General features: G+C 67.5%; 23 protein-coding genes and 3 pseudogenes. 12 read left to right on the top strand and 14 right to left on the bottom strand.

Features of this window, described 5'->3' with window-relative positions; translation table 11 throughout:
- Window positions 1–207 precede the first annotated feature (207 nt).
- Window positions 208–1575: a chromate efflux transporter gene (chrA, locus tag KY389_RS12005; protein ID WP_219831235.1), complete on the top strand. Its 1368-nt coding sequence runs from the start codon at window positions 208–210 to the stop codon at window positions 1573–1575.
- A gap of 90 nt (window positions 1576–1665) precedes the next feature.
- Here chrA and KY389_RS12010 read toward each other — a convergent pair whose 3' ends face one another.
- The 4 genes from KY389_RS12010 to KY389_RS12025 all read right to left on the bottom strand — a co-directional run bounded on the left by KY389_RS12010 (window position 1666) and on the right by KY389_RS12025 (window position 5332).
- Window positions 1666–2424, bottom strand: a complete 759-nt coding sequence (locus KY389_RS12010) for an SDR family NAD(P)-dependent oxidoreductase (protein ID WP_219831236.1) — start codon at window positions 2422–2424, stop codon at window positions 1666–1668.
- Between the two features lie 16 nt (window positions 2425–2440).
- Window positions 2441–3727, bottom strand: a complete 1287-nt coding sequence (locus KY389_RS12015; protein ID WP_219831254.1) for a TRAP transporter large permease — start codon at window positions 3725–3727, stop codon at window positions 2441–2443.
- Between the two features lie 31 nt (window positions 3728–3758).
- Window positions 3759–4235 (bottom strand): TRAP transporter small permease, encoded by a 477-nt coding sequence (locus KY389_RS12020; protein WP_219831237.1) that lies wholly within the window; start codon window positions 4233–4235, stop codon window positions 3759–3761.
- An 89-nt stretch (window positions 4236–4324) separates the two neighbouring features.
- Window positions 4325–5332, bottom strand: a complete 1008-nt coding sequence (locus KY389_RS12025; protein WP_246588094.1) for a DctP family TRAP transporter solute-binding subunit — start codon at window positions 5330–5332, stop codon at window positions 4325–4327.
- 164 nt (window positions 5333–5496) lie between these two features.
- Between KY389_RS12025 and KY389_RS12030 the strand changes: the two genes are divergently transcribed.
- From KY389_RS12030 to KY389_RS12045, 4 genes are read left to right on the top strand one after another with little or no spacing between them, the layout of a single operon-like run.
- On the top strand, window positions 5497–6288 hold the full coding sequence (locus KY389_RS12030; RefSeq protein ID WP_219831238.1) for an IclR family transcriptional regulator: 792 nt from the start codon (window positions 5497–5499) through the stop codon (window positions 6286–6288).
- A gap of 25 nt (window positions 6289–6313) precedes the next feature.
- Window positions 6314–7483 (top strand): acetyl-CoA acetyltransferase, encoded by a 1170-nt coding sequence (locus KY389_RS12035; protein WP_219831239.1) that lies wholly within the window; start codon window positions 6314–6316, stop codon window positions 7481–7483.
- Window positions 7480–9054: an acyl-CoA synthetase gene (locus KY389_RS12040; protein WP_219831240.1), complete on the top strand. Its 1575-nt coding sequence runs from the start codon at window positions 7480–7482 to the stop codon at window positions 9052–9054. The genes KY389_RS12035 and KY389_RS12040 overlap by 4 nt, the downstream gene beginning before the upstream one ends.
- A complete protein-coding gene (locus KY389_RS12045) occupies window positions 9051–9872 on the top strand; it encodes a PPC domain-containing DNA-binding protein (protein ID WP_219831241.1) in 822 nt (273 codons plus the stop codon). The genes KY389_RS12040 and KY389_RS12045 overlap by 4 nt, the downstream gene beginning before the upstream one ends.
- Before the next feature lie 410 nt (window positions 9873–10282).
- Here the strand turns inward: KY389_RS12045 and KY389_RS12050 are convergent, their stop codons facing one another.
- Entirely contained in the window at window positions 10283–12307 is a 2025-nt protein-coding gene (locus tag KY389_RS12050) for a catalase (protein WP_219831242.1), read from the bottom strand.
- 296 nt (window positions 12308–12603) lie between these two features.
- Between KY389_RS12050 and KY389_RS12055 the strand changes: the two genes are divergently transcribed.
- From KY389_RS12055 to KY389_RS15870, 6 genes and pseudogenes are all read left to right on the top strand, one after another.
- Window positions 12604–13638: an ABC transporter substrate-binding protein gene (locus KY389_RS12055; RefSeq protein ID WP_219831243.1), complete on the top strand. Its 1035-nt coding sequence runs from the start codon at window positions 12604–12606 to the stop codon at window positions 13636–13638.
- A 2-nt stretch (window positions 13639–13640) separates the two neighbouring features.
- Entirely contained in the window at window positions 13641–14675 is a 1035-nt protein-coding gene (locus KY389_RS12060; protein ID WP_219831244.1) for a FecCD family ABC transporter permease, read from the top strand.
- Entirely contained in the window at window positions 14672–15436 is a 765-nt protein-coding gene (locus tag KY389_RS12065) for an ABC transporter ATP-binding protein (RefSeq protein ID WP_219831245.1), read from the top strand. Before KY389_RS12060 ends, KY389_RS12065 begins: the two co-directional genes overlap by 4 nt.
- A 99-nt stretch (window positions 15437–15535) precedes the next feature.
- A complete protein-coding gene (locus KY389_RS12070) occupies window positions 15536–16561 on the top strand; it encodes a substrate-binding domain-containing protein (protein ID WP_219831246.1) in 1026 nt (341 codons plus the stop codon).
- Between the two features lie 157 nt (window positions 16562–16718).
- A pseudogene (locus KY389_RS15865) lies at window positions 16719–16889 on the top strand (DUF1622 domain-containing protein); the annotation flags it as partial.
- A gap of 28 nt (window positions 16890–16917) precedes the next feature.
- On the top strand, window positions 16918–17244 hold the full coding sequence (locus KY389_RS15870; protein WP_425517189.1) for a hypothetical protein: 327 nt from the start codon (window positions 16918–16920) through the stop codon (window positions 17242–17244).
- Here the strand turns inward: KY389_RS15870 and KY389_RS15735 are convergent.
- The 5 genes and pseudogenes from KY389_RS15735 to KY389_RS15880 all read right to left on the bottom strand — a co-directional run.
- Window positions 17233–17616: a DUF1501 domain-containing protein gene (locus tag KY389_RS15735; protein WP_343222950.1), complete on the bottom strand. Its 384-nt coding sequence runs from the start codon at window positions 17614–17616 to the stop codon at window positions 17233–17235. The genes KY389_RS15870 and KY389_RS15735 overlap by 12 nt on opposite strands.
- Window positions 17617–18204: a DUF1501 domain-containing protein gene (locus tag KY389_RS15740; protein WP_343222951.1), complete on the bottom strand. Its 588-nt coding sequence runs from the start codon at window positions 18202–18204 to the stop codon at window positions 17617–17619.
- A complete protein-coding gene (locus KY389_RS12085) occupies window positions 18165–18395 on the bottom strand; it encodes a hypothetical protein (protein ID WP_219831247.1) in 231 nt (76 codons plus the stop codon). The genes KY389_RS15740 and KY389_RS12085 overlap by 40 nt, the downstream gene beginning before the upstream one ends.
- A 585-nt stretch (window positions 18396–18980) precedes the next feature.
- Window positions 18981–19493, bottom strand: coding sequence for a LysR substrate-binding domain-containing protein (locus KY389_RS15875; RefSeq protein ID WP_425517190.1), 513 nt, complete (start codon window positions 19491–19493; stop codon window positions 18981–18983).
- Window positions 19375–20232: pseudogene (locus tag KY389_RS15880) on the bottom strand (LysR family transcriptional regulator); the annotation flags it as partial. The pseudogene KY389_RS15880 and the gene KY389_RS15875, both read right to left, overlap by 119 nt.
- Between KY389_RS15880 and KY389_RS12095 the strand changes: the two are divergent.
- Window positions 20159–20452 (top strand): hypothetical protein, encoded by a 294-nt coding sequence (locus tag KY389_RS12095; protein ID WP_219831249.1) that lies wholly within the window; start codon window positions 20159–20161, stop codon window positions 20450–20452. The pseudogene KY389_RS15880 and the gene KY389_RS12095 sit on opposite strands and share 74 nt — an antisense overlap.
- 36 nt (window positions 20453–20488) lie before the next feature.
- On the opposite strand, the gene KY389_RS12100 is transcribed toward KY389_RS12095, so the two are convergent.
- The 4 genes and pseudogenes from KY389_RS12100 to KY389_RS12110 all read right to left on the bottom strand — a co-directional run.
- Window positions 20489–22249 carry a TonB-dependent receptor plug domain-containing protein gene (locus KY389_RS12100; RefSeq protein WP_343222952.1) on the bottom strand — a complete coding sequence of 587 codons (1761 nt, stop codon included), beginning with the start codon at window positions 22247–22249 and terminating at the stop codon, window positions 20489–20491.
- Window positions 22137–23074 (bottom strand): annotated as a pseudogene (locus tag KY389_RS15455) (ABC transporter ATP-binding protein). Before KY389_RS15455 ends, KY389_RS12100 begins: the two are co-directional and overlap by 113 nt.
- A gap of 6 nt (window positions 23075–23080) precedes the next feature.
- The gene (locus KY389_RS12105; RefSeq protein ID WP_219831251.1) at window positions 23081–24085 is read right to left on the bottom strand and encodes an ABC transporter substrate-binding protein; all 1005 of its coding nucleotides are present in this window, start codon (window positions 24083–24085) and stop codon (window positions 23081–23083) included.
- A 40-nt stretch (window positions 24086–24125) separates the two neighbouring features.
- Window positions 24126–25090 (bottom strand): transposase (locus tag KY389_RS12110; protein WP_219831252.1); only part of this gene is annotated, 965 nt, incomplete at its 5' end.

Raw genomic sequence — 25090 nt, forward strand, 5'->3', positions numbered from 1 at the left:
GCTGCCGGGGCACAATTCCACAGGCCCGGAATTCGCATCCTGCCTTGTCCATCCTGCTGATCTGCGGCAAAGGCGCATCGGCTTTGCGCCACGGCTTGCGCCGCAAGGCGATGTCCGCGCCCTCGGCACCGCACCGGCCCCGGCATCTTGCAGCCCTTGGGCACGACTTGTAGGGCTGAGCCGTCGCGCTGACCCGAGGACGACCGGATGACCGATGGCCCCTATCCCACGCTTGCCGACGCCACGCGCATCTGGGCCCGTATCGGCCTTCTCAGCTTCGGCGGACCGGCCGGGCAGATCGCCCTGATGCACCGCATCCTCGTCGAGGAAAACCGCTGGCTGGGCGAAAAGCGGTTCTTGCACGCGTTGAATTATTGTATGCTTTTGCCCGGACCCGAGGCGATGCAGCTTGCCGTCTATATCGGCTGGCTGATGCATCGCGCGATCGGCGGCGTCATCGCGGGGGTTCTTTTCGTTCTGCCGGGCGTCGTGTCGATCATGGCGCTGTCCTGGATCTATGCGATCTGGGGCGATGCCGGGCCGGTCGAGGCGTTGTTTTTCGGGCTCAAGACCGCCGTCCTGGCCATCGTGGTGCAGGCTGTGATCCGCATCGGCAGCCGGGCACTGCGGAACGGCGCGATGCTGGGGATCGCGGCGGCCTCGTTCGTGGCGATCTTCGTGCTTGGCGTGCCGTTTCCGGTCATCGTCCTGACGGCGGGTCTGATCGGCTTTCTTGGCGCGCGTGCGGACATGCCCGCCTTCCGGGGCGGCGGCGGTCACGGCCAGGTCGGCGACAGGCAGGTCGCGGATGCCGACACGCTGCTGGGCGAGGAGACGCCCGAACATGCCCGCGTGAACCTGTCCTGGGCCTTGCGGCTGTCGGCGGTCGTGCTGGCGCTTTGGCTGGTGCCGGTCGGCGCGCTGCTGCTGGTGCTGGGTCCGCAGAACGTCTTTTCGCAGATTGCCGGCTTCTTCAGCGTGATGGCGGTGGTGACGTTTGGGGGCGCCTATGCCGTTCTGGCCTATGTCGCGCAGGAGGCGGTGCAGCATTTCGGCTGGCTCGCCCCCGGCGAGATGCTGGACGGGCTGGGCATGGCCGAGACGACGCCGGGCCCGCTGATCATGGTGACGCAATTCGTGGGCTTCATGGCCGCGCTGCGCGATGCGGGCGGTTTGCCGCCGCTGCTGGCGGGCGCGCTTGGCGGGCTGCTGACGACCTGGGTGACGTTCGTGCCGTGCTTTCTGTGGATCTTCCTTGGCGCGCCCTTCATCGAAAGGTTGCGCGACGACCGGATTGTCGCCGCGGCGCTGACCGCCATCACGGCGGCGGTGGTGGGGGTGATCCTGAACCTGGCGCTGTGGTTCGGGCTGCATGTGCTGTTCGGCACGCTGCGCCCGGTCGGCGGGTTGGCGCTTGAGGTTCCGGTCTGGTCAAGCCTTGACCCCTGGGCGGCGCTGCTGACCCTTGCGGCGCTGGTCGCGGTGCTGCGCCTGCGCCTGTCGCCGATCACGGTGCTGGCCGCCTGCGCGGTGGCCGGACTGGTGTTGCGCCTGACGGGAATGGCGGCGGCCTGAGTGCCTGTTGCAGGCCATGGCCGACCCTTGGCCGTGCGGCCGCGCAGCATCCGGCGGGCCTTGGGGCAGGGCAGGACGCGCCCGTTGAGGTCATCGGCCTTGCCGCAGCGCGGGCAGTCCGACGCCTGCGGCCTCGAACCCGCCATCGGCGGCCAGAACCTGCCCGGTGATATACGAGGCACGGTCCGATAGCAGGAAGGCGATGGCCTCGGCGATCTCGGCCTCGGTGCCATAGCGGTTCAGCGCGATGGCGTCGTGATAGGCGGCGCGGATTGCGGGGCTGTGGACGGCCAGCGCCAGCTTGGTGTCAACCGGGCCGGGGGCAACGCAATTGGCGCGGATGCCGTGCTCGCCCAGTTCCACCGCCTGTTGGCGCGTCAGGTGGATCACGGCGGCCTTGGACGTGCCATAGGCCACGCGCAGCGTCGAGGCGCGCAGCCCCGAGATCGAGGCGATGTTGACGATCGCGCCGCGCGTCCGCTTCAGATGCGGGATGACGGCCTGCGAGGTCAGGAACACGCCATCGAGATTGGTCGCCATGATCCGGCGCCATGTGGCAAGGTCCGTCTGCTCCAACGGGCGGAAATCGGCCACGCCGGCATTGTTCACCAGCCCGTCGATGCGGCCCGCCCATGCCGCGACGCGGGCGGTCATGGCGGCGACCTGCGCCTCGTCCGAGATGTCGCAGGGGACGGCCAGCACGCCCTGCAGCGGCAAGGCCGCTTCCGCCAGCGTCTCGGCGTCCAGGTCGATCAAGGCGACCTGCCAGCCCTGCGACAGCAGCAGCCGGGCGGTGGCAAGGCCGATGCCGCGGGCGGCGCCGGTGACGATGGCGGTTTTCGTGGTCATGGACGGGGTCTTTCGCTCAGCGCAGCCACTGGACCAGCAGCAGCGACATGGAGGGGAAGGCTGCGATGACACCCAGCCCGACCAGCGTCACCAGCAGGAAGGGCAGCGCCCCCCGTGCCACATGCTCGATCGAGAGGCGCGCCACATTCGCCGCGACATAGAGGTTGATCCCGACCGGAGGCGTGATCAGCCCGATGGCAAGGTTCACCATCACGAGGACGCCGAACCAGACAGGATCCCAGCCAAGCGTTCGCATCACCGGCAGGACGATGGGCAGGGTGATGAACATGACCGTGATCGCGTCCATGAACATGCCCGCGATCAGCAGGATCAGCATGATGACCAGCAGGACGACCCAGGGATTGTCGCTGATGCCCAGCAGACCGCTGGAATAGGTGCCGACCAGATCCTCGACCGTGATGACCCAGCCGAAGAGCGCGGCATAGGCCACGACCAGCATGACCGTGGCCGAAGAGGATGCGGCCTCGGCCAGAGTTTCATAGAGACTGCGCAGCGTCAGGCTGCGATAGACGAGGCCGCCGACCAGCAGGGCATAGACCGTGGCGACCAGGGCCGCCTCGGTCGGCGTGAAGATGCCGGAATAGATGCCGCCAAGGATCACCACGGGCGTCATCAGCCCCCAGAAACTGTCTTTGAAGCCGTGCCAGAGCCGCGCGCCATAGGGGCGTCCGGCATAGGGCTCGGGGCTCAGCGCAGCAAGGGCGCGGTGATGGCCCCCCGGCGCGATGAAGGGCAGGACGGCGATCATGGTCAGCCCCATGAACAATCCGGGCAGGATCGCGGCGATGAAAAGCTGCGAGATCGAGACCTCGGCAATGACGCCATACAGCACCAGACCGATCGAGGGCGGAATAACGATCGACAGCGCCGCCCCCGCGCAGACCAGACCCGCCGCATGGGCGCGGGAATAGCCGTCCTCCTCCATCCCCTTGATGATCATCGGGCCGATGGCCGCGACCGAGGCCGGGCCGGACCCGCTGACCGCACCCCAGAACAGGCAGACCACCGTGCCGACGACGCCCATCCCGCCGGGCAGTCCGCCGACAAGGACGCGGAAGAAGCGGATCATCCGCTCGGCGATGCCGGTGCTGCCCATCAGCGCACCCGCCAGGATGAAGAACGGAATCGCCAGCAGCGAATAGCGCGCCACGCCTGCCGTGATCAGGTCGCCCGCCAGATCAAGGCCGAACCCGATCCGCCACATCGCGTAAAGCGACGACAGGCCAAGCGCAAAGGCGACCGGCACCCGCAGCGCCAGCAGCAGGAAGAACAGCAGCACCATCTGCGTGCCGGGGCCGGGCGCGGAGACAAGGTCAATCACGGGATGCCGCCGCCCGGAATTCGGTGATGGTGTGCTGGACGAAGCGCAGCGCGATCAGGATGAAGGCAAAGGGCACCGCTGCCTGATAATACCAGGCCGGGATGCCAAGCGCATAGGATCGCAGGCCGTTGGCATAAAGCGTCGCCAGCGATTGCCATGCCAGCCAGGCCGACCCCAGCAAGAGCGCCACCGACAGCAGCACAGACAGGGCAACGGCCGCCAGCCGCAATCCGCGCGGCAAGAGGTCGATCACCGCCGTCACGGCCAAATGCTGACCATGCCGGGCCGCGATGGCCGCGCCGAACACCGTCAGCAGAAGAAAGCCATTGGTCAGCAGCTCCTCGCTGGAGGCAAAGGAATAGCTGGTGCCGTAGCGGACCACCACGTTCACGAAGCCCAACAGCGTCATGCCGAGGAACAGGACCGCGCAGACCAGCTTTTCGGCCTCGCGCATGAGGAAGGCAAACATGAAGGCCTCTCACTGGGGGAGGGTGGTCCCGGAGCGGGGGGCGTTGCCACCCGCCCCGGGGTATTTCGGGGCCAAGGCGGGATCAGGCTTCAGTTCACCGAGGCGATAGCGTCCTGGAAGGCCCGCACCAGTTCGAGCCCGACGCGCTCGGCCCATTGATCGAAGGCAGGTTGGGTGGCCTCGCGGAAGGCGGCCAGTTCCTCTTCGGAGGGCTCATGAACCTCCATCCCGCGCTCGCGCAGGAAGTCGATGCCGGTCGCGGTGCCCTCGCGCGTGATCTGGCGCTGATAGGCCATGGCCTCGGCTGCCGTCTCGCGCAGCATCTGCTGCGTCTCGGCGTCGTAGCTGTCCCATTTCGCCTTGGAGATGCCCAGGAAGATCGGGTCGTAGGAATAATGCCAGGTGGTCAGGTATTTCTGCACCTCGAAGACCTGCTGCGGGATGATCACCGCGCCGATGGGGTTTTCCTGCCCGTCCACGACGCCCTGCTGCAGCGCGGTCATGGTCTCGGTCCACTGCATCTGCTGCGGATTCGCACCAAGCGCGTTCATCACGTCGATATACATCGGACCGGCAACGCGCATGTTCAGCCCGCGCAAGTCCTCGGGCGAGGCGATCGGGCGCACATTGTTGGTGACTTCGCGAAAGCCGTTTTCGCCCCAGGCCAGGACCACGATGCCCTTGTCCTCGAGGATCTCGGCCAGTCGTTCGGCAGGCCCGCCCTCGGCGGTGGTCGCATCGACCTGATCGTAGTTCGCATAGAGATAGGGCAGCGAAAAGACCGCCATCTCGGGGACCAGAGGCGTCACGTTGATGGCCGATGTCACCACGAGGTCAAGCGCACCCCGTCCGACCATGTCGGCCTGACGCATCTGATCGCCCCCCGCCAGCTGGGCATTCGGAAAGACGCGCACCTGCATCGCGCCGCCCGAACGTTCGGCCAGAAGCTCGCCGAACTTCTCGGCACCCTTGTGCCAGGTCGTGCCGTCGCCGGTATTGTGCGACAGGCGCAGCGTTTCGGCCGCAGCCGCAGCCAGACCGATCGTGGTCGCCAGCGCCGTGGCCAGCGCGACGCGGCCAAGTCTCATGAAGCTCATCCTTGGATCCTCCCAGATCTGCCGCCCCTCTGCAGCATTGGTCCACATGATGATTTCATCTGCGACCCCATTGCAAGAATATTCTTGCCATTTCGCCTAACTTCTCATCATCCTCGGTCCGGGAGGGCGGGATCATGTGTGCCGAAAGACAACAGGTCCACGATATGGACCATGACGGCCCAAGCGGCACGCAAAGCGTGGACCGCGCCCTGATGCTGCTGCTGACGGTCGCGCGGCATGGTGCCGAAGGGATCTCGTTGTCCGGGCTGGTCACGTCCAGCGGATTGAAAAAGGCGACGGTCCGGCGGCTTGTGCTGGCGCTGATGCGCGCGGGCATGGTCGCGCAGGACGATCAAAGCCGCCTATACCATCTGGGCGATCAGGCCCAGGTGCTGGGCCATGTCGCCGCGCAGCGGCCCGGTCTGGCGCAGCTGGCCGGGGAAAGTGTCATGCGGCTGGCGGGGGATGTGGGCGATGCGGCGCTGCTGTCGGTGCGCCGCGGCGCATCTTCGCTGTGCCTTCTGCGCGAGGACGGCGGCTTTCCGATCCGCACCCATGCGCTGGTGCCCGGCCAGTCGCATCCGCTTGGGGTCGGGGCGGGCTCTCTGGCGATGCTGGCCGCCCTGCCCGAAGGCGAGCGCGCCGATGTGATGGCCGCGAACGAGGCCGTGCTGGCGCGGTCCTTCCCCCGCTACGCGCCGCATCTGCCCGCGCTGGTGGCCGAGACGGCGGCGCGGGGCTACGCGCTCAATCCCGGCCTGGTCTTCGAGGATTCCTGGGGCATGGGGGTCGCGCTGCGTCATCCGGACGGGCGGCTGGCGGGCGCGTTGTCGTTGGCCGCCGTCGCCAGCCGGATGCGCGAGGACAGGCGCCCCGAATTGCTGGAACGTCTGCGCGCCGAGGCCGCGCGCATCGAACGCAAGCTGGCGCAGGCCGCGCCGCGACACGGAGGATGAGATGGGAGACCCGATGCCAAATCCGATGCCAAATCCGATGATCGTGGGCTGGGGGCATACCGTCTTTGGCAAATCCGACCTCGAGGACACCGAGGCGCTGATGGCCGCTGCCATCGTCCCGGCGCTGGACCATGCCGGAATCGGCGCGGGCGATATCGACGGCATCTTCGTCGGCGTCTTCAACAACGGCTTTTCGCGTCAGGATTTCCAGGCGGCGCTGGTGGCGATGGGCGACGAGGCCTTCGCCCATATTCCCGCGACCCGCTACGAAAATGCCTGCGCCACCGGATCGGCCGCGCTGTTCGGGGCGATGGATTTCATCGCGTCGGGGCGCGGGCGGATCGCGCTTGTCGTGGGCGCCGAGAAAATGACGGCGACGCCCACCGCCGAGGTGGGCGACATCCTGCTGGGCGCAAGCTACCGCCGCGAAGAGGCCGGGGTCGAGGCGGGTTTCGCCGGCCTGTTCGGCCAGATCGCGGGCAGCTACTTCCAGCGCCATGGCGATCAGTCCGAGGCCTTGGCGATGATCGCCGCCAAGAATCACGCCAACGGGATGGCCAACCCCTATGCCCATATGCGCAAGGATCTGGGCATCGCCTTCTGCAACACGGTCAGCGAGAAGAACCCGCGCGTGGCGGGGCCGCTCAGGCGGTCGGACTGTTCGCTGATCTCGGACGGGGCGGCGGCGCTGGTTCTGGCGGATGCCGAGACGGCGATGGGGATGCGCCGGGCCATCGCCTTCCGCGCCCGCGCGCAGGCCAGCGACATCATGGCCCTGTCGCGCCGCGACGTGCTGGAGTTCCGCGGCGCGCGCCTTGCCTGGCGGCAGGCGCTGGAGGCGGCGGGCGTCGCGCTGGACGACCTGTCGCTGGTCGAAACCCATGATTGCTTCACCATCGCCGAGATGCTGGAATACGAGGCGATGGGTCTGGCCGAGCCGGGGCAGGGCCATCGCGTCATCCGCGAGGGGATGACCGCGCGGGGGGGGCGGCTGCCGGTGAACCTGTCGGGGGGGCTCAAGTCCAAGGGCCATCCCATTGGCGCGACAGGAGTTTCGATGCATGTCATGGCCGCGATGCAGCTGGCGGGCGAAGCGGGCGAGATGCAGCTGCCCGGTGCCACGATGGCGGGGGTGTTCAACATGGGCGGGGCTGCTGTCGCCAACTATGTCTCGATTCTGGAGCGGGCGCGATGACGCCGGTCTCGACGCGGGTGATGAATCTCTGCCACTTCCTGACGCAGAATGCGCGCAGGTTCCCGGACCGCCCCGGCTTCATCCGAGGCGAGGCGCGCACCTCCTGGTCCGGGATGCAGGCCCGCGCCGGGGCCTTTGCGCAGGCGCTGGTCACGGATTACGGGCTGCGCAAGGGCGACCGGCTGCTGGTGCAGTCCGCCAACTGCCTCGAGATGTTCGAGGCGATGTTCGCCTGCTGGCGGGTCGGAGCGGTCTGGGTGCCCGCGAACTTTCGCGGCGCGCCGGATGATCTGGCCTATCTGGCGGCCTCGTCGGGGGCGAGGCTGCTGCTCTGCGGGGCCGAGTTCGCGGACCACGCCGCATCCTGCGCCGGAACGGTCGAGGGGATCATCTCGATCGGCGCCAGCCGCTTCGGCACGGATTATGACACGCTGATCGCCCGCCACGCGGGTGCCATGCCGCCCGAGGCCGAGGTTCAACGCGACGATCCCTGCTGGTTCTTCTTCACCTCGGGCACGACGGGACGGCCCAAGGCGGCGGTGCTGACGCATGGGCAGATGGCCTTTGTCGTCACGAACCACCTCTGCGACCTGATGCCCGGCACGACCGAGGACGATGCCTCGCTGGTGGTCGCGCCGCTGTCGCACGGGGCGGGCATCCACCAGCTGGCGCAGGTGGCGCGCGGCGTGCCGACGATCCTGCCCGTGGGCGAGCGCTTCGATCCGGCCGAGATCTGGGCGCTGGTCGAGGCGCATCGCGTCACCAACATGTTCACCGTGCCGACCATCGTGAAGCTGCTGGTCGAGCATCAGGCCGTGGACCGCTTCGACCATTCCAGCCTGCGCCACGTCATCTATGCGGGCGCGCCGATGTATCGGGCCGATCAGGTCCGCGCGCTGGACAAGCTGGGACCGGTGCTGGTCCAGTATTTCGGTCTGGGCGAGGTGACGGGCAACATCACGGTCCTGCCGCCCGCGCTGCATTCGGCGGATGATGCCGCCATGCGGATCGGCACCTGCGGCTTTGCCCGCACCGGGATGCAGGTCCAGATCCAGGATGCCGAAGGGCGCGAACTGCCGCCGGGCGAAACCGGCGAGATCGCGGTGATCGGTCCGGCGGTCTTTGCGGGCTATCACGACAACCCGGACGCGAACGCCAAGTCCTTTCGCAACGGCTGGTTCCTGACCGGCGATCTGGGGCATCTGGACGCCGAGGGGTTCCTGTATCTGACCGGCCGGGCCTCGGACATGTATATCTCGGGCGGCTCGAACATCTATCCGCGCGAGATCGAGGAGAAGCTGCTGACCCATCCCGACCTGGCCGAGGTTCTGGTGCTGGGCGCGCCCGATCCGGTCTGGGGCGAAACCGGGCTGGCCGTCTGCGTGCCGCGCAAGGGCACGCAGCCGGACCCGCAGGCGGTGCTGGCCTGGCTGGAGGGCCGGATCGCCCGCTACAAGCTGCCGCGCCGGGTCGTGCTGTGGGAGGCGCTGCCGAAATCCGCCTATGGCAAGATCACCCGCAAGATGGTGCGCGAGGAACTGATCGCCCGGGGCGAGTGGCCCGCCGCATGACCCTGCGGCGCCTGACCCATCCCGGGCCGGTCGCCGGACCCCGGATCGAGACCGTGCCCTGCCGGGTCGAAGCCCTGCACCTGCGCCTTCGGGCCGGCCTGCCGCTGAACCGGGCCGTGGCCCAGGCTCTGGCCGAGGCGGGTTTCGCCGCCGGTTATCTGCGGCTTGAGGGCGTCGCGCTTGCACCTCTGGTCTGGGTCGTCCCGGCCCCCGCGCCGGGCGATGGCCGCGTGGCCTGGTTCAGCGCGCCGCACCGGATGAAGGCCGGGCGCATCACTCTGGGCGGCATCCATCTGGGCCGCGACGGGACCGCGCCCTTCGGCCATTGCCATGGTCTCTGGACAGGCGGCGACGGCCAGACGGGCATCGGGCACCTTCAGGGCGATGACAGCATCCTGGCCGCCGATGCGGTCGTGTCGGGCTGGGGGATCGCGGGCGCGCTATTGGAACGGCGCGATGATCCCGAAACGGGATTTGCGCTCTTCTCGCCCGTGGCTCTGGACCTGTCCGCGCCAAACGCGGCCCTTTGCCGGATCAGGCCGAACGAGGATCTGGTGACGGCTCTGGCCGGGCTTGACCTTGGCCAGGCCCGCATTGAAGGGCTGGGCAGCCTTGTCGGAGCCCAGCTCGAAGACGGAGCGTCGGTTGAAGGGGACGCCGCAGAATTCGTGATCGCCAGCGGCGCGGTCGTGGCCAACGCGGTGCGTCTGGAAATCGCGGCAACGGGCATGGACGGCGCCCTGCGCCGGGGCCGCCTGAGCGTCGGCCTCAACGCGGTCTGCATCACGGCCGAGCTGCTGATCCTGCCGAAACCGTAACCGCTCGACCGGTGTCAGAGCGCCGCACACCGGGCCCTGGAGCTGATGCAGCATTCAAGTATGAGACATAATCGAGATTATATCAGATCCGCGCATCGCGCGCTTGTTTGCTTTCTCGGCTCCATGTCCACCGGCTGCCGCGCATCGCCGGTGCTGCGATTGCGCGCGGCGAACCGCTTGTGGCATGGCTTCGCTTATACCTTGCGCCTGAACGAACAGATGGGCAGGCGTTTCGCCGGCCCATCTGGCTCATTTCAAAGCGACCTGCCGCGCCTCTGGCTCCGGCGTTCCTGGTCGGTTTAAGGCGAGTGATCGCGCAGCGGCTACCAGCAACAGGCCTTACCAGAAACGTCAGCGGAGCTAAGGACGGGATCAGGGGTGGTCGGGTCCGCGTGATGCCGCGCTGCGCTTTACCAGAGCGACGCCTCCCGCTCATAGTAGCGGCGCGAGGCGGCCGCGACGAAGCCCGCGGCATCCAGCGGCACGACGCCTTCGTCGCGCGTCACGCCCGCCGCCTCAAGCAGCGCTTCGGCAGTCTCGTCCGCGCCGATGGCCTTGGAATGGGCGAAGGCGTCCGAGACGAAGTCGATGGCCGGCTTGTAGCGGGACAGCGCCTTGGCATCCTCGGCCGACAGCACCAGCGCCACCGCATCGAAGAAGACCGAGGGCTGACCGGCCAGCTGTTCCTCTGCTCGGCCGCGCTGCTTGTGGATCAGCACGGCCTTTGCACCCGCCTCGGTGATCGCGGCACTCAGCGCCTCGAGCCGCGCCTTGTCTGGCGCGTCACCGATGAGGATGCCGACCTTTCGGCCCTTCAGGCTGTGATGCGCCCGCTTGGCGATGGACAGCGCATCCGAGGGCGCCATGTCCACAGGCTCTTTTGCAGGGATTGCGGCGGCAGGCAGATCTTCGGCCAGGCCCTCGGCCACGGCCTTGGCCAGATCCTCGTCGATCACACGCAGATGGGAGAGAACGCGGCTGACGACATGCGGCAGCGTCACCTTGGACAGTTCGAAGGTGATGGCGTCCGCCATGTGGCGCTGCTCGGTCTGCGTCTGGCTTTGATAGAACAGCCGCGCCTGGCTGTAGTGATCGGCAAAGCTCTCAGGTCGGACGCGCAGCTTTTCGGTCGGTTCGTTCCCCAGCTCGGTCATGTGCCGATAGGTCGCAAAGCCCTTCTCCGACGCGCGCGGGCCGGGATCCTCGCCGGCCTCGGCGAGGCTGTTCGGCTCGTAATTGGCGCGGCCCCGCGGCACCGCCATCTGCATCATCCCGTCGCGCTGGAAATTGTGCATCGGACATTTCGGCGCGTTCACCGGGATCTGGTGGAAGTTTGTCGTGCCGAGCCGCGACTTCTGCGTGTCGAGATAGCTGAAGAGACGCCCCTGCAGCAGCGGGTCCTCGGTGAAGTCGATGCCGGGCACCACGTTCGAGGGCAGGAAGGCCACCTGCTCGGTCTCGGCGAAAAAATTGTCTGGGTTGCGGTCCAGCACCAGCCGACCGACGATGCGGACGGGAATGTCCTCTTCGGGGATCAGTTTGGTCGCGTCGAGCACGTCATAGGGCTGGGCGGCGGCCCAGTCCGCGTCAAAGGTCTGGATGCCCAGCTCCCATTCCGGGAAGTCGCCGGATTCGATGGCCTCCCACAGGTCACGGCGGTGATAGTCGGGATCGGCGCCGGCGGTCTTGACTGCCTCGTCCCAGACCTGGCTCTGCAGGCCCAGCTTCGGCTTCCAATGGAACTTGACGAAGGTCGAGCGGCCCTCGTCATTGACCAGCCGGAAGGTGTGAACGCCGAAGCCTTCGATCATCCGCAGGCTGCGCGGCAGGGTGCGATCAGACATCGCCCACATGATCATGTGCATCGATTCCGGCATCAGCGAAACGAAGTCCCAGAACGTGTCATGGGCGCTGGCCGCCTGCGGATAGCCGCGATCCGCCTCCATCTTCACCGCGTGGATCAGGTCGGGAAACTTCAGCGCGTCCTGGATGAAGAAGACGGGGATGTTGTTGCCGACAAGATCCCAGTTGCCTTCATCCGTGTAGAACTTGACCGCGAAGCCCCGCACGTCCCGGGGCGTGTCCACACTGCCCGCGCCGCCGGCCACGGTCGAGAACCGCACGAAGACCTGGGTCCGGCCGGGCTTGGCCAGCACGCTGGCGCGCGTCAGTTCGGGGATGGGATCGGTGCATTCGAAATAGCCATGCGCCCCCGAGCCGCGGGCATGGACGATCCGCTCGGGAATGCGCTCGTGGTCAAAGTGGAAAATCTTTTCCCGCAGCACGAAATCTTCCAGCAGCACTGGTCCCCGGGCTCCGGCCTTGAGGCTGTTCTGGTTGTCCGAGATCGGCACGCCGTGATTGGTGGTCAGCGCCTCGCCGCCCCGTTGCTGCGTTTCTCCGCCCTTGCCCTGCTTCTGGCTGATGTCGGTCATATGCCTTTCCCCTGCTGGTGCCGGACCCCATGCCCGCGCGACCTAGCCAAACCCCTGCCGCGCCTTTGCGTTCCACGACAGCTTCATCCTTTGCCGCAAAAGACCATGTTCCGGCCCAAGATGAAGGCTTGCCTGATGCGACTTTGGCGTTCTTCAGTGCGCCCTGCCCTTCGCGTGCAGTGATGCATCGCAGGCCGGCAATCAGGCGTTTCCCGTTTCCGACAAAAGAACTGTTGTGTTTGCGTTGGCCATTCGATGCCTGGTCTCGACAGTTTTTGTCAGGATCGGACATCATCATGCGGACTCCGGGGCTTGCGGCCCTCAGCGGCCTTGCCGCGACCATTTTGGCGACCGTCGTGCAGGCAGAGCCGACCTCCTACCCCCTCACGATCGAGAATTGCGGCCAGCAGGTGACGTTCGCCAAGGCGCCCGAACGGGCGGTCGCGCTTGGCCACAACAGCGCCGAGATCCTGTTCATGCTTGGGCTCGAGGACCGGATGGCGGGCACCGCCTTCTGGCCGAACCGTGTCCTGCCCGAGCTTCAGGACGCGAATGCCAAGGTCGAGGTGCTCACCGTCGAATTTCCGACGCTCGAAGCGATCCTGGCCAGGCAGCCCGATTTCGTGCCCGCGATGCTGCTGACGCTGCTGGGACCGGACAGCAAGGTCGCCAAGCGCGAGGATTTCGAACGGCTGGGCATTCCGACCTATCTGTCGCCCAGTGCCTGCACCACCGTCGCGGATACCCGGAACGAGTCTGGCAGCAAGGCCACCGGCATCTTTGGCCTGCGCGAGACCCTCTGGAACATGGACCTGCTCTACCAGGAAATCGACGATCTGGCGCGCATCTTTGACGTGCAGGACCGGGGCGAAGCGCTGATCGCCGATCTGAGGGCCCGAGAGGCCGCGCTGCGCGAGGAATTCGCGCGACGCGAGGATCTGACCTTCCTGTTCTGGTTCTCGTCCCCCTCGCCCTCGGACGATGCCTACCTGGCAGGCGGGAACGGTCCCTCGGGCTATATCGCCGACCTTCTGGGCGGCTCGAACGCGCTTAAGACCGAGGCCGAGTGGCCCGCCCTGGGATGGGAGGGGATCATGGCCGCGAACCCGACCGTGATCGTCGCCGCGCAGGTTGATCGCAAGCGGTGGGGGCTGGACGAGTCCGAGGCCAAGATCGAGTTCCTGACCACCGATCCGGCCATCAGCCAGATGGAGGCTGTCAAGGCCGGCCGCATCGCGGTGATGAGCGGGGCGTCGATGAACCCCTCGATCCACACCCTTTATGGCGCGGAACAGCTGGCCGAACAGCTTCGGACGTTTGACCTGCCGTGACCATGGACGACGAACAACAGGGCGGGGCGGGACGACTTGCCCTGTTCCTTGGGCTGGTGCTGATCCTGCTGGCCGTCGCGGTCGCGTTTGCGGCCGCCATCGGCGATTACCGGATCGGTATGGGCACGGTGTTTCTGGCGGTGACGAACGGCCTTGGCCTGACCTCGGCCGAGATCCCGCCCATCGAGCAGAGCGTGGTCTGGGATCTTCGGCTGAGCCGGGCGCTTGTCGCGGCCCTGGCGGGGGCGGGGCTGGCCATCTGCGGCGCGATCCTGCAGGCGCTGCTGCGCAACGCCCTGGCCGAACCCTTCGTGCTGGGCATCTCGGCCGGGGCCTCGACCGGGGCGGTGGCGGTGATCGTGCTGGGGATCGGTGCGGGCAGCCTGACCCTGTCGATGGGCGCCTTCGCCGGAGCCTTCGCGGCCTTCGCCCTTGTGGCGATGCTGTCGAACGGCGCGACGAGCGGGCCGAACCATACGATCCTGGCGGGCGTGGCGGCGTCGCAGCTTTTCAACGCGCTGACATCCTCCATCGTGACCACGTCGGGCAATGCCCAGCAGGCGCGCGATGTCATGTTCTGGCTGCTGGGCAGCTTCGGCGGGGTGCGCTGGCCAGACTTTCAGCTTCTTGTGCTGGTCGTCTCGGCCGGGCTGGCCCTGTGCCTGTTCATGGCGCGCTCGCTGGACGCCTTCACCTTTGGCGACGAGGACGCGGCAGCGCTGGGCGTGCCGGTCGGCCGGACCCGGCTGATCCTCTTTGCCGCGACCGCGCTGATGACGGCCACCATCGTCAGCATGGTGGGCACGATCGGGTTCGTCGGCCTCGTCGTTCCGCATGCCGCGCGCTATGTGGTGGGGCCGTTGCATCTGCGCCTTCTGCCCGCGTGCGCAGCGGTGGGGGCGCTGTTTCTTGTGCTGGCGGACATCGCCTCGCGCGTGGTGGCCCATCAGCAGACCATTCCCATCGGGGTCGTCACCGCCCTCGTGGGCGTGCCCTTCTTCGCCATCATCCTTTACCGGGCAAGGCCGCAGACATGAGCGTGATCGCACAGAACCTGATCTGGGGCGTCCGGCGCAGGACCATCGTGAACGATGTCTCGCTGACCGTGGCCGAAGGCGAGACCTTGGGCCTGATCGGGCCGAACGGATCGGGGAAGTCGTCGCTGCTGCGGCTTCTTGCCGGGCTGAAGTCCCCCGGGTCCGGCCGCGTCGAGATCCTGGGCCAGGACATCGCCCGCGTCTCCCGCCGCGCGCTGGCGCGGCAGGTGGCATTCGTTCAGCAGAACGCGACCACCGACACCAATATGTCGGTCCGCGACGTTGTGCGGCTGGGGCGCACGCCGCACCGCTCGCCCCTGACCGGCTGGACGATGGCGGACGAGGCTGCGGTCTCGACCGCGCTGGAGCAGGTTGACATGGCGGGTCTGCGCGGCCAGGCGTGGCAGACGCTGTCGGGCGGTGAGCGTCAGCGCGTCCATATCGCCCGCGCCTTGGCCCAGAGCCCGCGCGTGATGTTTCTGGACGAGCCGACCAACCATCTGGACATCCATCACCAGATCGAGATCCTGCGCATGGTGCGTCGCCTTGACCTCACCAGCATCGTGGCCCTGCATGACCTCAATCTTGCCGCGATGTTCTGCGACCGGATCGTTGTTCTTCAGGGCGGACGTGTGGTGGCCTGCGGTGTGCCCGCCGAGGTGCTGACCCGGTCCCTGCTCCGGGACGTTTTCCGGGTCGAGGCCGAAGTAACGCCAGGTCCGTATCCTGGCCAGCCGCATATCCGCTTCATGGCCGCATGATGGCTGCGGGGCCAAGGTCGCCCGGCAGCCGAATGACCTTCCCGCCCCCGCGCTTCTGACTTACGCTCGTCGTGATCCGAAGCCAGAGTATCGCGCCGCATGAGCCGTCCGACCATTCACGATGTGGCCCGCCTTGCTGGGGTCAGCCTGTCCACGATCGACCGGGTGCTGAACGGGCGCAGGGGCGTGCGGCAGGCGACGCAGGCCCGCGTGTTCGAGGCGATGCGCGAGCTGGGCTTCCAGCGGAACGCGGCCGCGGCCAACCTTGCGCGGCGTCGGCAGGACCGGCTGCTGTTCCTGCTGCCCGCCGGGTCGAACAGCTTCATGCGCGGGCTCGAGCGCGAGTTGGTGGAACGGGCCGAGGCGTGGGAATTCACCGCCATTGCCACCCGCACCGTGCCCGCTTTCGACGATGCCGCCCTTGCGCAGGCCCTGCGCGCGGTCGATCCGGACGCGACCGACGGCGTGGCGGTCGTGGCCACCGACAGCGCCGTTGTGCGCGCCGCGCTGGCCGAGTTGCGCGACCGGGGGGTGGCCGTGGTGACGCTGGTATCCGATCTGCCCTCGTCCCGGCGCCAGTATTTCGTGGGGATCGACAACGTGCAGGCGGGGCGGACCGCGGCCAGCCTGCTGGGCCGGTTCTGCCGCGGGCGGCCGGGGAAGATCGTCATCGTCGCCGGCTCGATGCTGGTGCGCGACCATGCCGAACGGCGGCTTGGGTTCGAGCAGGTGCTGCGCGCCGAATTCGGCGACCAGCAGATCCTGCCCGCGCTGGAAGGGCTGGACGATCAGGATATCGTCGCCACCGAACTCAAGCGCGTGCTCGACCGCCACGGCGACATCACCGGCATCTACAGCCTGGGCGCCGGCACGAGGGGCGTTGCCCGCGCGCTGGCGCAACACCGTCAGCCGCAGGCGCGCCCGTCGGTCGTGGTCCACGAACTGACGCCCCATTCGCGGCAGGCGCTGCTGGACGGCAGTTTCGATGCCGTGATCCACCAGGATCCCGTGCGCGAGATTTCAGCGGCCGTCGAAATTCTGCAATCGCTGATCCGCGGCCGTGCCGTGGCCCCCGATGCCGGCCGCATCGGGATCGAGGTCTTTCTGCGCGACAATCTTCCCTGAGCCGGTCGCGGAATCGGTTGCAGGCTGGCCTGATTTGACGTACGTAAGTCATATTCTGCCCAGTATGCGTCAGAAGGCCGGTCGGGAGCCGGCTTCAGGGAGGACAAGATGAGATACCCCACCGCCGCCGCTGCCATTGCCGTCATCAGCGGCCATCATGCGGAAGGACGCGCCTGAGCCGCGTCACCATCCGAACAGGGGTCGTCTGGTCCTGGGCCGGCATATCCTGGCCGGGCTTGAGGTTCTGATCGTCGCGGATCTGATCCGGACGATCCTGCATCCGAGCATGGCGAACGTGCTGCTGCTGGGCGCCATGGTGCTGACCCGGTCGGTTATCTCCGGGGGGTGCCTGCTTCGTGGCGACGGCAGCCTTCGGCGATCCGGGGCATCCCGACGTGGCGATGCTGCGGCGGCTGCGGGAAGAGATGCTTGTCCATTCGGCGGCAGCTCGCGCCTTTATCCGGACCTGTTGGCGGATCGGCCCAAGGCTGGCCCGCACCATCCGCGCCGGCGCCCTGACCCAAGGCCGCCCGCGCGTTCACGCCGATGCGGCGCGACCGCATGGAGAAGGGCGGCGGGCCGCATTCCGCGCGGCCAAGGCGCGCGGGGGGCTCTGCCCTCACCGTCTTGCGGACGGCCCCCGGGATATTTGGACCAAGGCAAGGGGCAGGTCAGGCCAGTAGCTTCGGGTCGGGACCCATGTCGAGACCGGGGAAGATCGCCTCTTCCAAGGTGGTTCTGGGGATGCCGAACTTCTCAAGCATGGCCCAGGCTGCATAGGCGCGCATGTCGCGCATCGGCATCAGATCGCGCCCTTCATGGAGATCCCCCTGCCCCAGTCCGGGCCACTCGCCCAGAGCGCGGCCGCCGCGCACGGCGCCGCCTGCGACCAGCATCGCAACTCCGGTGCCGCGATCGGTCCCGGCCGAGCCGTTTTCATGCGCGGTGCGCCCGGATTCACCTATGGCGAGGATGGTGGTGCGGTCCCAGTTCGGGCCGAGATCGTCGCACAGGGTCAGGATCGTCTGGGCCAGGCGGCCGAGGACGCGGCGCATTCACCCGGCCTGTCCGGCATGGGTATCCCAGCCCGCCATTGAGAAGCTGGCGATGCGGGTCTGGCCACTCAGCCGGTTGGCCGCGAAGCGGGCGAGTTCCAGATGTTCCTCGACGCCTTCGTCCGCCCGGGGTTCCACCGGCAGGCCCGCAACGATGCGGAGCGTCTGTGCGCTGGTCTCGCGGAAGACCGGATCGTCGTGGTGGATGCGTTCCAGCCGCAACTGCCCCTGCGGGCCGAGATCCATGTTCGCGCGGGGCGTCCATCTGGCGGACGGCGCGAAGCCCATCTGTCCGGCCCGCCACAGCGGCAGCAGATCGGCGAGACCCGGATGCAGCGCGAAGAAGCCGTCGAGATCGGTCGCGCCGTGATCGGGGCCCAGCGACAGCGTGCAGCGCAGCCCCGGCAGGTTGCGGTCGCCATATGGCTGGAAGGCGTCCAGCCCGTTCATTGCGCCGCGCAGGATGATGACGACGAGGCGGTTCTCGCCCGGGGTGGCGGCGAAGGTGGCCGTGGACAGAAACGGATGCGCCGCGACCGGGCATCCCATCAGCAGGCCGGTCTTGAGGAACAGGCGGCGGGTCGGCATCGGATCCGCCCGTTGAAATCGGTCGAGGCCAGGACCAGCGCGATCCCCTCGCGCTGGCTTTCGGCGCTCGGGAGCGCCCAGGCCAGCACCTCGGACAGGGTGTCGCCAAGCGCTGTGTGCATGAAGTCGCGCGCCTCGGGCACCGGATCGACCAGCCGCGCCGGCTGCTTCAGCGCCCAGGTGATCCGCATGGCAAGCCCTTGGGGGGCTGGCCCAGGCCGGCGCATCTTCGAGCCAGCCGTCGGGGCCGGGTGGTCTGGCGAAGGGCTGGCCCATGACCTGAAACGGTTGCAGCAGGATCGTGGCCCTGTCGCGGGACGGCAAGGCGCGCAGCGTTGCCCCCTCGACGCCCAGGCTGCGAAGGCTGCCGACGGGGAACTTGTGAGGTTACCGCATCTTGGCGCGGAAATGTCTTTCCAGTTCAGGCGCCTCGGCCAGCGCCAGGTTCATCGCGGCAAGATCGCCGCCTCCCAAGGTGAAGTGGTTGCCCCCAGAACCCCGCCAGCCCTTCGCCGGAAACCCGACGGATCGTCCATCGCGTGGCCGAAACGGTCCAGCAGAGCCGCCTCGAGCAGGCCGCGCATCCGCTGGCGGTGCTGCCGGTCGGGCTTACGGGCGGCGTCGTCCCCCTGCCCCTGTCGGGCCTCGCGCGACAGGATCGGGCGCCGCCAGCGCAGTCGAGGCAGCCAACGCGGCCGGCTCGCCCGGCCCTGCCCCCTGCGGGGACAGGCCGAAGCCCAGGCAGACGGCTGCAAATTGTGCGTAGTCCGGCATGGTCAATTCTCGCAATCATGCTGCGCGCGCAGCACGCCGCAGGGCAGGCCATGCTGCCAGGTCACGCTTTCGGCAATTCGGCGCCGGGCCGGGCCTCGAACCGCAGGGCGGCGACGAAATCCGGAAAGGCCGCCAGGGCCGCGCTGACATTCTTGCGGCCGGAATAGAACACATTGACCGCCGCGCGGAAGCTCGTGATCCGTCATCACGGGCAGCAGGCGACCCTGCCGCAGGTCTTTCGCGACCTGAAATCGCGGCTTCACGGCAACCCCCTGCCCGTTCAGCGCCATCAGGCGCAGCAATTCGGTGTTGTTGCTGGAAAAGATCGGGTTTGATCTTGTGATAGGACACCTCGCCGTTGATGCTGAGCGGCCAGGTATTGCTGCCGTGCAGGTTGGAATAATGCCGGCAGGCATGGTCGCGCCGTTCCGCCGGGTGGGCGGGCGCGCCGTGATCGCGGATATGGGCGGGCGAGACGACCAGCGTGATCGGCACGTCATGCAGATGGCAGACATGCAGCGCGCGGTCATCAAGCGGGCCGATCCGGATGATCGCGTCGAAGCCGTCGCGCACAAGGTCGGCGCGGCTGTCCTCCAGCACGGTCTTGAGCCGGATATCGGGATATTCGCGCATGAAGCGCAGCAGGTGCGGCTGAAAGACATTCAGCATGTAGTGAACCGGCGCGCTCAGCTTCAACGGCCCCGAAGGACGCTGCGTCGAGGCGCGGCAAGCCGCCAGGATGCCCGCGATTTCGGCAAAGAACGCCGCTCCAGCCCCGTTGGGCCTGACCGCGCGGGTCGTCCGCACCAGCAGACGCGCGCCCAGATCGGCCTCGGGATCCGAGATGAGCTTGTTGCACATCACCTTGGACAGCCGCAGCCTGCGGGCGGCGGCGGTGAAGCTGCCCTCCTCGACGATCGCCGCGAAGGCGCGCAGGGCCCTGATGTCCAATGCAAACTTCGGGTTTTGCGGTTCTGGCCACGCCATACAGCAAAAGACCGCCGGCCCTGCAAAGGCGCGGCGGTCCTGGCTCGGGGCTTCGCCTGGGGCGTGGCCCGGCAGCGGGCTCGGGTTATTCGCCATTGCCCTGCTCCCATGTCTCGGGTGCGCTTGGGGCGGCGGGTCTGTTGACCCTGCCCGTGATCCGGCCCCGCAGGCCCAGGCCAGCCTGACCGAGACCATGCCCGCCGATGACGGCCCGCTGGCACCCGGCTGGAGGCGCGGTCGCTTCGGAGAGGCAGTCGTGACCATCATCGCGGACGGCGTCCGGCCCGGCCCGGGCCCCTATCCCACCTTTGGCAGCGATCAGGAGGCCGAGGCCGCCCGCAGCGCGCTGGCCCTGCGTGCCGCCGATGAGGGAATGGCGGTGATGGCCTGTCACCTGCCCTTCCCAGGGCTGGGCTACGTGATCCGCGACGGCGAGACCTTCCGCTACCTGCCCGAAAGCGTCCAGAATCTGACCGACACGCTGTAAGGCAGCCCGGCCCTGCTGAGAGCCGAGCCTTTGCGGTCAGAACCGCATCGAGGCCGTCAGGCTGACCGTGCGGCCCGGCTCGAACAGCGGCGAGATGCTGTCGAAATCCGCGCCATAGGTTGCGCGGTCGGAATAACGCTTGTCCAGCAGGTTGGCGACCTCGGCCCGGATCGTCACGTCGGGCTGTTGCGGCGGCACATATTCGACGAACAGGTCCACGACGCCGTAGCCGGGCAGCGGCAATTCGCCCTCGGCCCCGGTATGCGTGTAGCGCTGCGCGGCCTGCACGCTGCCGCCGAAGGTGAAGGCGCTGCCCGCCGGATTGTGCTGAACCTCCAGCGCAAGAACCCCGCCAAGCGGCGTGCCGTAATCCTGCGCGGCAAAGCTGCTGGCCGTGGCGCCGTTCACCCAGACACGGCTCTTGGAGTAGCTGGCGCGCAGGAAGCCCTGCTGCCAGTCATGGGTCGCGCCCAGATTGAAGCCCCGGCTGTCGAAATCGAAGTTCTGCGCCACGCCGCGCACGACGTTGCGGGCATCGTCCACATCCGTCGCGAACAGCCCGCCATCCACCCGCAGCGCGCCTGCGTCATAGTCGAACCCAAGCGTCGCATTGCGCGACCGCGCCGCGCGCAGGCCCTCATAGGTGCTGAACGTGTCGAAGATGAAGTTGTCTTCCAGCACGATGCCCCCGAAGACGGTCGAGACCCCGGCCCGCAAACGCAGCGTCTCGGTTGCCTGCCATGCGACGGCGGCGTTTCCGCTGGCGCCGGACACGTCCAGTGCGGTCCCGTCAACGCCGGTAAAGTCCTGCCAGTCCTGCCGCAGCCCGAACGAGGTCGAGATCGTCTGGGTCGGTTCAAGCCGCGCCTGAGCGTAGATGCCGGTATTCCTGGCCGTCTCGGTCAGGCCGGGCGTTGCCTCGTCGGAATAGGTGCTGCTGCGGGAATAACGGTCGATCCCCACGGTGACCGTATCGCGGTCACTGAGGTGAAAGCGGTTCTCGATCTTGCCGTTGCGATTCTGCGACCGGCCGAGGCTGCGGTCAATTCTGGCGAAGTCGGGCTGATCGACGCCGATCGTCACCCGCGAGCGCCCGATCGAGAGCGTCGGATCCCGGATCCCCTCGGCCTGGGTGTTGCGATAGGTCAGCGCGACCGTGTCGCGGGTCGTGTCATAGCGGCGCAGCGGCGTATAGGGGCGCCCGCCGATGACATCGCCGATATTGGCGCGCGAGCGGCGCAGCGTGTCGTCACGCATCCGTTGGCCGGACAGCTCGACCCGGTGACCCTGGTCGGATTTGTAGGCCAGCTTGCCAAGCGAAGAGTGTAGATCCGCCGCCGTCCCCGCCAGGACCGCGCCTCCGCCGACCTTGTAATCGTCGCCCGTCGCCGATTTCAGATAGCCCAGCCATTCCAGGCCCTGATGCTGGCCCGCCAGCGTGAGCGACCGGCTGAAGGTGCGCCCGTTATCAGCATAGGACAGCCGCGCATTCCCGCCGATGGCCGCCCCGTCGCGCAGGATGTCGGATGCCCCCACGGTTTCCATGACCACGGCCCCCGCCAGCGCGTTCGGCCCGGCATCGGCGGCGGCGATCCCGGCATCGACGCGCACGAATTTCATCAGCCCCGGATCGAAGGCATTGGCCGAGACATGGTGGAAGATCCGGTTGTTCTGCGAGACGCCGTCAACCGTCACGGCCAGGTTCAACATATCCACCCCGTTGACGAAGATCTTCTGCGCCACCGGGATCGCGCCCCCGACCGAGACCGAGGCGATCCCCTGGAACAGGTCGCGCAGATTGCCCATCCGCGCCCGGTCCAGTTCGGCATCGGCCACGTATTTGCTGGTCGCGCGGCCCTGAGCGATCTGGATCTGATGGCGCAGCACGTTCAGGCGTTCGGCCGATTCCGGAGTGTAGAGGTCGTCCAGAACGCGACCCGTCCCGCCCGGCACGTGCATCCGGTATTGCGCCGTCGCCGGGCGACCCGACAGCACGACCACATCGTCGGCCAGAAAGATCGATTCCCGCAGATCATGGGTGATCAGCAAGGTCGTGAAGGGCTCTTCGCGGCGCAGGGCGTGCATGGTCTGCCACAGATCCTCGCGGGTGAAGGCGTCCAGCGCGCCGAAGGGCTCATCCAGGATCAGCACTTCGGGCTTGTGAACGATGGCCCGGCAGAGCGAGGCGCGCTGCCGCATCCCGCCCGACAGTTCCGAGGGACGCTTGGACTCGAACCCTTCCAGCCCGACAAGGGCCAGCAATTCGCGCGCCCGCGCCTCGCGGTCGCGGCGCGGCATGTGCGGTGCCACGATTTCCAGCGGCAGGATCACGTTGTCGAGGATGCTGCGCCATTCCAGCAGGACCGGGTTCTGAAAGGCCATGCCGACCGTGTTGCGCGGCCCCCGGACAGGTTCGCCATGCAGAAAGACCTGCCCCTGATCAGGCTTCATCAGCCCCGCGATCAGCCGCGTCAGCGTGGACTTGCCGCAGTCCGACGGCCCCACGACCGCGCAGAACGCGCCCGTAGGGATGGCCAGCGACAGATCGTTCAGGACCGGAAGCGGGCCGTGGGGGGGCCGGTAGGCATGGGTGACATGCCTGATCTCGACCGTGTTTTCCATGCGCGCTTATTCCATCGACAGGCTGCCATCCTGCGGCAGCCAGGCGTCGCTGAAGTAAAGCGCGGTGTCGGGTTCGTTCTGGAATTCGTAGGTCAGCTTGATCTGCTCGACCGCGTTGGCCAGACGGTCCGGGTCGATATTGCCCATGCCGTTTTCCATGACCCAGTCGGTCATCACGTTGGTTTCCATCGCCAGCGTCAGACGCTCCAGCTCCAGCGCGGCATCCATGCCGGGATTGCGGCTGGCCAGCGCCCGGATGGCGGCTTCGGGATCGGCGGCGGTGGCCTTCCAGCCGCCGGCGACCGCGCGCAGGAAGCCCGTCACGGCCTCGGGGTTGGCTTCGGCGAAATCCGTGTTGACGATTACCGCATTGCCATAGAGATCCACGCCGTGATCGGCCATCAGGATGACCGAGATGTCTTCGGAATCAATGCCAAGGCGCTTGGTGTTCAGATACGAGGTGAAGGAGAAGCCGGTGACCGCCGCCACCTTGCCCTCGGCCAGCATCGGCTCGCGGGTGGGGAAGCCCACGGGTTCGATGGTGATCTGGTCCATGTCCAGACCGTTCTCGGCCGCGAAGATCGGGAATTGCGCCCAAGCCCCGTCGGGGGGCGGCGCGCCCAGAACCTTGCCCATCAGGTCGGCGGGCGCCTCGACGCCAAGCGACTTGCGCCCGATCACGGCGAAGGCGGGCTTGTCATAGACCATCATCGCCGCGATGACCGGCGCGCCCGGGTTCTGGTCAAGGAACCGGATCAGGCTGTTCAGATCCGCGAAACCCACCGGAAAGGCGCCCGTTGCCACCTTCGGGATCGCGTCCAGCGACCCCTCGCCCGCCGTCACCTCGACCGACAGCCCCTCTGCCGCGAAGAGGCCCTGGTCGATGGCCACGAAATAGGGCGCGGACGGGCCCTCGAACCGCCAGTCCAGGGCAAAGGGCATCGACGTCTCGGCTAGGGCGGCCCCTGCGGGCAGCAGCATCGCGGCGAGGATCAGCGGGCGGTGGAACATGGCGGCAACCTTCCTGTTGGGGGCTGTTGAAGAGGTCGTTTCAGGCCGGCACCGTGATCGGTCGGGCTTCCCGCCTTTGGAGGATGGAACAAGGAAACAGCAGCACGGCCACTGCCAGCTTCTTCAGGTTCATGGCGGTGGCGGTCAGCAGGGCCTGGATCTTCATGTTCTCCAGGCCTCTGCGGATGGCTCCGGCAAGGCCGTGCAGCGTCTTTGCCGTGCCATGCGTGCCTTCGACGCGCCAGCGATGCCGGGTGTAGATTGCCTGATCGTCTTGTTCCATGCCAGGCGCCTTCGCCGAGCTCGCAGGATGGCCGCGTGGTTCGCGACGATATGCACCCGGCGGGACGCTACGCCTTGGGGCAAGCATTGTGCCTTGAGAAGGCAGCGCGCGCAGTCGTGCCGGCAGGCCACGATACCACTTGCCCGTTTTGTGCTGTTTCTGGCGGTCAGCCGCTTCTTCGCCGGGCAGCGGACCACATCGTGACGAGGATCGAACCTGAACCGTTCGGCCGGAAAGCCTTGCGCACCCTGACGCCGGGGGCGCGAAGAGGCGGAATGACGGCATCGATCTGGCGGTCCTCAGGGGCGGCGTAGGCGCGGCCCTCACCGCAGATCGTGTTGGCAAAGATCCGGCCCGGGGTGACCCCGAGGGTTCCCTTGATGACGTCGAGGCGCTCCTTGAACCGGCGCGTGTCGTGTTCCTCGCCGTCACGATTTCCACATCGACCACGATCCCTTCAAGGTCGTCCACGGCGATGTGCTGCTTGCAGGCCGGGCGCAAGCCGAGGCCTTCGACGTTGCCGTCGCCTTTGCTGCTCGAACCAATGACGCAACAATGGCAACTGGCGTCCGGGTCCGTGCGGCAGAGCGTCTTGAACCCGGCCAGTTCGCGCGCGTCACGCTCGGCGTCGTTGGCCGCCTCGACCGCATCGAGGTGACGCGCGACCAGTGCATCCATGCTGACATTCGCCCGGATCAGGCTGGCGTCGATGTGAACGGTTT

Origin of the sequence: Paracoccus bogoriensis (genome assembly GCF_019431455.1) — a bacterium.
GTDB lineage: Bacteria > Pseudomonadota > Alphaproteobacteria > Rhodobacterales > Rhodobacteraceae > Paracoccus > Paracoccus bogoriensis.